We start from the raw sequence: 4,230 nt of genomic DNA on the forward strand, positions 1-4,230 counted from the left end.
GTCGCCGGCGCCGCGGCGGCCGACGGCGCGCCGGAGCTGCCCGCGCCGTCCGCGCCGCCTGCGGGAGCGTCGCCCTCCTTCGCCAGCGCCGTGGCGGTCAGCGCGCACGCCAAGGCGATCGCAACGGCCAGAAGAGCCACGCTGCGGCTGCCGACGCTGCGGGTGGCGATGGCGCGGCGGCGAGCGAATACGCGGTTGGCGAAGGGCTTCTCACTCATGGTTCTCTCCTTTGCTCGCGCCCGCGAAAGGCGCGGGCGACGCGGAAGGCGCAGATGACGCGGCGGGTGGCGCATCGGATGGCGCAGATAGCACGGCAGATGACGCGGCGGGTGGCGCAGGCTCGCACGCCGCAGCAGATGGCGCAGGCTCGCACGCCACGGCAGGCGAGCTCGCGCCTGCGGGCACAACGAGCGCGTCAGATACGGAGGGCGCGTAGAACCCCGCGCGGAAGGTGGTGCGGCGGATGATGCCGTCAAGGCCGATGAGCAGCGCAGGCAGAAAGCAGGTCACGAGCGCGAGCGATATGAGCGCGCCGCGGCCGAGGAGCAGGCCGAGCGTCGACACCGCCGAGATGGACGACGAGAACGACAGCGCGAAGCCCGCCGAAGCCAGGATGCCTGCCGAAACCAGCAGCGAGCGGAAGCTCGTCCCGAGGGCCGCTGCCGCCGCGGCGCGCGCCGGCATCAGCTTCCGCGCGCGCAGGTAGTGCGTGGTGAGCAGGATGCCGTAGTCGATGGTGGCGCCGAGCTGCACGGTGTTGATCACCAGGTAGCCGATGAAGTTGATGGGCGTGCCCGTGAAGTACGGGATGCTCAGGTTGATCCAGATGCCCGACTCGATGGCGAGCAGCAGCGCGAAGGGCAGCGCGAGCGAGCGGAAGGTGACGAGCAGCACCGCGAAGATGGCGATCACCGCCACCAGGCTCACCACCACGTTGTCAACCGCCACCACGTTGCGCATGTCATAGAGGTTCGCCGACTGCCCGGCCGTGTAGAACGTGTCGTAGCGGCGCGCCGTCGTCTGCGCGATTTCCTCCACCGTGGCGAACGCCTCGTCGCCCTCCACCTCGGTGTCGACCGACGCCACGATGCGCGCGTACTCGTCGGAGTAGAACTGCGAGGTCACGCCCTCCCCGAGCCACTCCTGCGGGATGGCCGCGCCCACCATGGACGCGTACGACATCACGCCCGTCACGTGGTCGAGCTGCGCCAGGTCGTCCGACAGCGCCGCCTCGGCCGCGATGTTGCCGCGCGGCACGAGCACCGCCACCACGTTCTGCTGCCCGAACTCCTCGCGCACCGCCGCCGTGTCGGCGCCCGAGCGCAGCGTGAGGTCGGGCTGGCCGTTCGAGTAGGTGAAGGTGGCGTGCGCCTGCCCCAGGAAGGCGGGCACCACGAGCGCGAGCACGAGCACGAGCGCCGGCACGCGCACGTGGCGCAGCACCTTGTCGACGCCCTTGAACGAGGGCATGAGCGGGCGGTGCGCCGTCTTGTCGATGAGCTTGCACAAAAGGAGCGTGACCGCGGGGAGGAACACCACCACGGTCACGAAGCTGAGCACGATGCCCTTGACCAGGTTCAGCCCCAGGTCAGCGCCGATCTGGAACTGCATGAAGGACAGCGCCGCGAAGCCGAACAGCGTGGTCACGGCGCTCGCCGCGATGGTCGACACCGACGAGCGCATGGCGCGCGCCATGGCGGCCTCGACGCCGTCGCCGCGCAGGCGCTCGGAGGCGAACGCGTGCAGAAGGAAGATGGCGTAGTCGAGCGACACGGCCAGCTGCAGGATGGGACTCACCGAGAACGTGATGAACGACACCTCGCCGAGGACGAGGTTCGTCCCCATGTTGATGAGGATGGACACGCCGATGGCCAGCAGAAACAGCAGCGGCTCGATCCACGAGAGCGTCGAGAGCACGAGCAGAAGGACGATGGCCGGGACCACGATGGCGACCGCCATGCCCACCTGCTCGACCACGCTCGACTGCATCTGCGCGATGTCGGCCGCGTCGCCCGAGACGGCGTTGCCCTCGCCGAGCGCGTCGACGTAGGCGCGCAGGGCGGCGACGCCCGGGCCCTCCTCGCCCTCCGCGACCGACACCTGGAAAAGCGCCGCGCCGTCCTTGTAGTAGGCTTCCACCGTGGAGGGGTCGAGCACCTCGAGAGGGACCGTCACGTCGACTATGTCGTCGAGCCACATGACGTCCTCGACGCCCGGAAGGTCGGCGAGGCCGGCCTTCACGGCGAGCGCGTCGGCCACCGACACGTCGCGCACCATCACGTAGGCGTTCGGGATGGCCTGGTCGAACTGGGTGGACATGATCTCGACCGCCGTGGTCGACTGCGCCGAAGGCGGCAGGTAGTCCGCCATGTCGTAGTTCGTGCGCACGAACGGGATGCACGCCGCGCACACGACCGCCACGGCGAGAAACGCCGCGACCACCGCGCGCCGATGCGCGATTATTCCGCTGATGAGCCGGTCCATACGCAGCTTGTACCCCATCTGAGACGTGTCTTTCGCCTCGTATGATAGCGCGAGAGCCTACCCCATCAGCACCTTGAGCGCGCGCGGCACCATATCCACGCAAAACCGCGTGCCCAAGACCCGCTCGCCGTCAGCCTGAGCGGCGAGCGGGCGGTCGAACGTCACCTCGAGGCGGCGCGCGCGGAGCTGCTCGATCCGGCGGAAGCGCACGTGGTGCCCGCCTTTCGCCAGAAGGAAGATGACCATGGCGGAAAGCGAGTTCAAGGGCGGGTGCGCGAGGCAGATGTCGAAGAGGCCGTCTGCGGGATCGGCCTGGGGGCACACCTTGAAGCGCCCGCCGTAGGTGGGGCCGATCTGCACGGCGAAGATGTAGGACTCCCCGGATATCGCGCGCGTCGGACCTGCGGGCGCAGGGCCGTCGTCGAGGGCCGTGGCTGATGCGGGCGCGGGGCCGTCGTCAGGGGCGGCCGCGTTGCCAGCGGCGGCCTCGTCGCCGAAGGCGCCCTCCCCTCCTTCGAGCTCGGCCTCGTAGCGCGCGGACTCGAGGTGGTGAAGCATCTGGTCGATGCCGCTCTCCAGGTAGAGCAGCGTGCCGGTGCGCCCCGTGCGGCGGCGGCGCTCGACCGTGTCGAGCGCGATGGCCGCGTCGAGGCCGAACGACAGCGTCTCCACGAAGAACTCGCCGTTCACGCACCCCACGTCGAGCAGGCGCGTGTTGCACTCGAGCACCTGCGCGACCGCGCGCTCGATGCGCGACGACATGCCGAGCGTCGCCGCATAGTCGTCGCCCGAGCCCATGGGAATCACGCCGAGCATGGGGCGGGCGGCCTCGTCGCGGCGCATGAGGCCGCCCGCCACCTCGTGCACGAGCCCGTCGCCGCCGACAGCGAGCACGGTGCCGTACGCCTGGTGGAGGTGCTCGGCTATATCGGCGGCGTGCCCCGGACCCGCGGTGAGCATCACGTCGAAGGCGTCGGGCGTGCCGAACGCGCGTAGGAGCTCCTCCTCCACGCGTGACGCCGCCTGCGCTCCCGCGCCGTTTCGCGCCGCCGGGTTCACCACCACCGCGATGCGCCTGAACCTGTTCACCTCTCACCTACCTTTGCATGAACCGAACACGAGCCGGAGCGCGCCAGGCCGTGCATGAGTCGAACACAAGCTGGAACGCGCGCCGGGCCGTGCATGAGTCGAACACGAGCTGGAACGCGCGCCGGGCTGCACGGAAAACGAACGCGAATCGGGACGCGAGACAGACCGTGCAGAAAACGAAAGCCATTTTGGCAGAAATCTTCAGTTCTTTGTCTTCCCGTATCCCCGGCAAGCCCCATTTGGGCCCCGAATGAGCTGTTTTGTACATCATACCTGACATATTGCGGGCAATCGGATCTCTTTTGAGACTTGTAACCCTTTCGAGCGACAAACATCTGAAGATTTCTGCCAAAATGCGCGCCCAAATCTGCACGGCCCACGCACGAGGCCCACCGGGCCTGCGCGAGGAGGCTCGCGAAGCCCCGCGCGCCTTCCCCGCGCCCGTTTCGACGGGCGATTTCGTTCGACCCGCCGCGCAAATTCGCCCGCTTCGCCTCGCGGGAGGGCCCGCCGGAGAGCCAGCCGCGCGACACGGCGTAACGTTTTTGGGGAGGTATAGCGACTCCGGCGACGAGGGCAGCCGCCAGGCTGGCCGACGAGCCGGAGCGAGGCGAAGGGGGCTCCCCTAATCTCTTATCGACCAAGAATCGAGAAAGA

Annotated in this window: 3 protein-coding genes; all 3 read right to left on the reverse strand. The window is 68.8% G+C overall.

The genetic code is table 11. The features are described from left to right. Window positions 1-218: hypothetical protein (locus tag HRL41_RS11635; RefSeq protein ID WP_216662679.1), on the reverse strand; the 218-nt coding region annotated here is incomplete at its 3' end. After that, a complete protein-coding gene (locus HRL41_RS11640; RefSeq protein WP_253904892.1) occupies window positions 211-2,502 on the reverse strand; it encodes an RND family transporter in 2,292 nt (763 codons plus the stop codon). The genes HRL41_RS11635 and HRL41_RS11640, both read right to left, overlap by 8 nt. Window positions 2,503-2,541: 39 nt before the next feature. Then, window positions 2,542-3,573, reverse strand: a complete 1,032-nt coding sequence (locus HRL41_RS12525) for a diacylglycerol kinase family protein (RefSeq protein ID WP_172137165.1) — start codon at window positions 3,571-3,573, stop codon at window positions 2,542-2,544. Window positions 3,574-4,230 lie beyond the last annotated feature (657 nt).

The organism is Adlercreutzia sp. ZJ473 (genome assembly GCF_013185065.1).
In the GTDB taxonomy this organism is placed as follows: Bacteria; Actinomycetota; Coriobacteriia; order Coriobacteriales; family Eggerthellaceae; genus CAAEEV01.

Excerpts from the sequence above, each read along its gene's own strand:
- HRL41_RS11640 (WP_253904892.1), bottom strand. The coding sequence starts at position 2,502 with ATGGGGTACAAGCTGCGTATGGACCGGCTCATCAGCGGAATAATCGCG.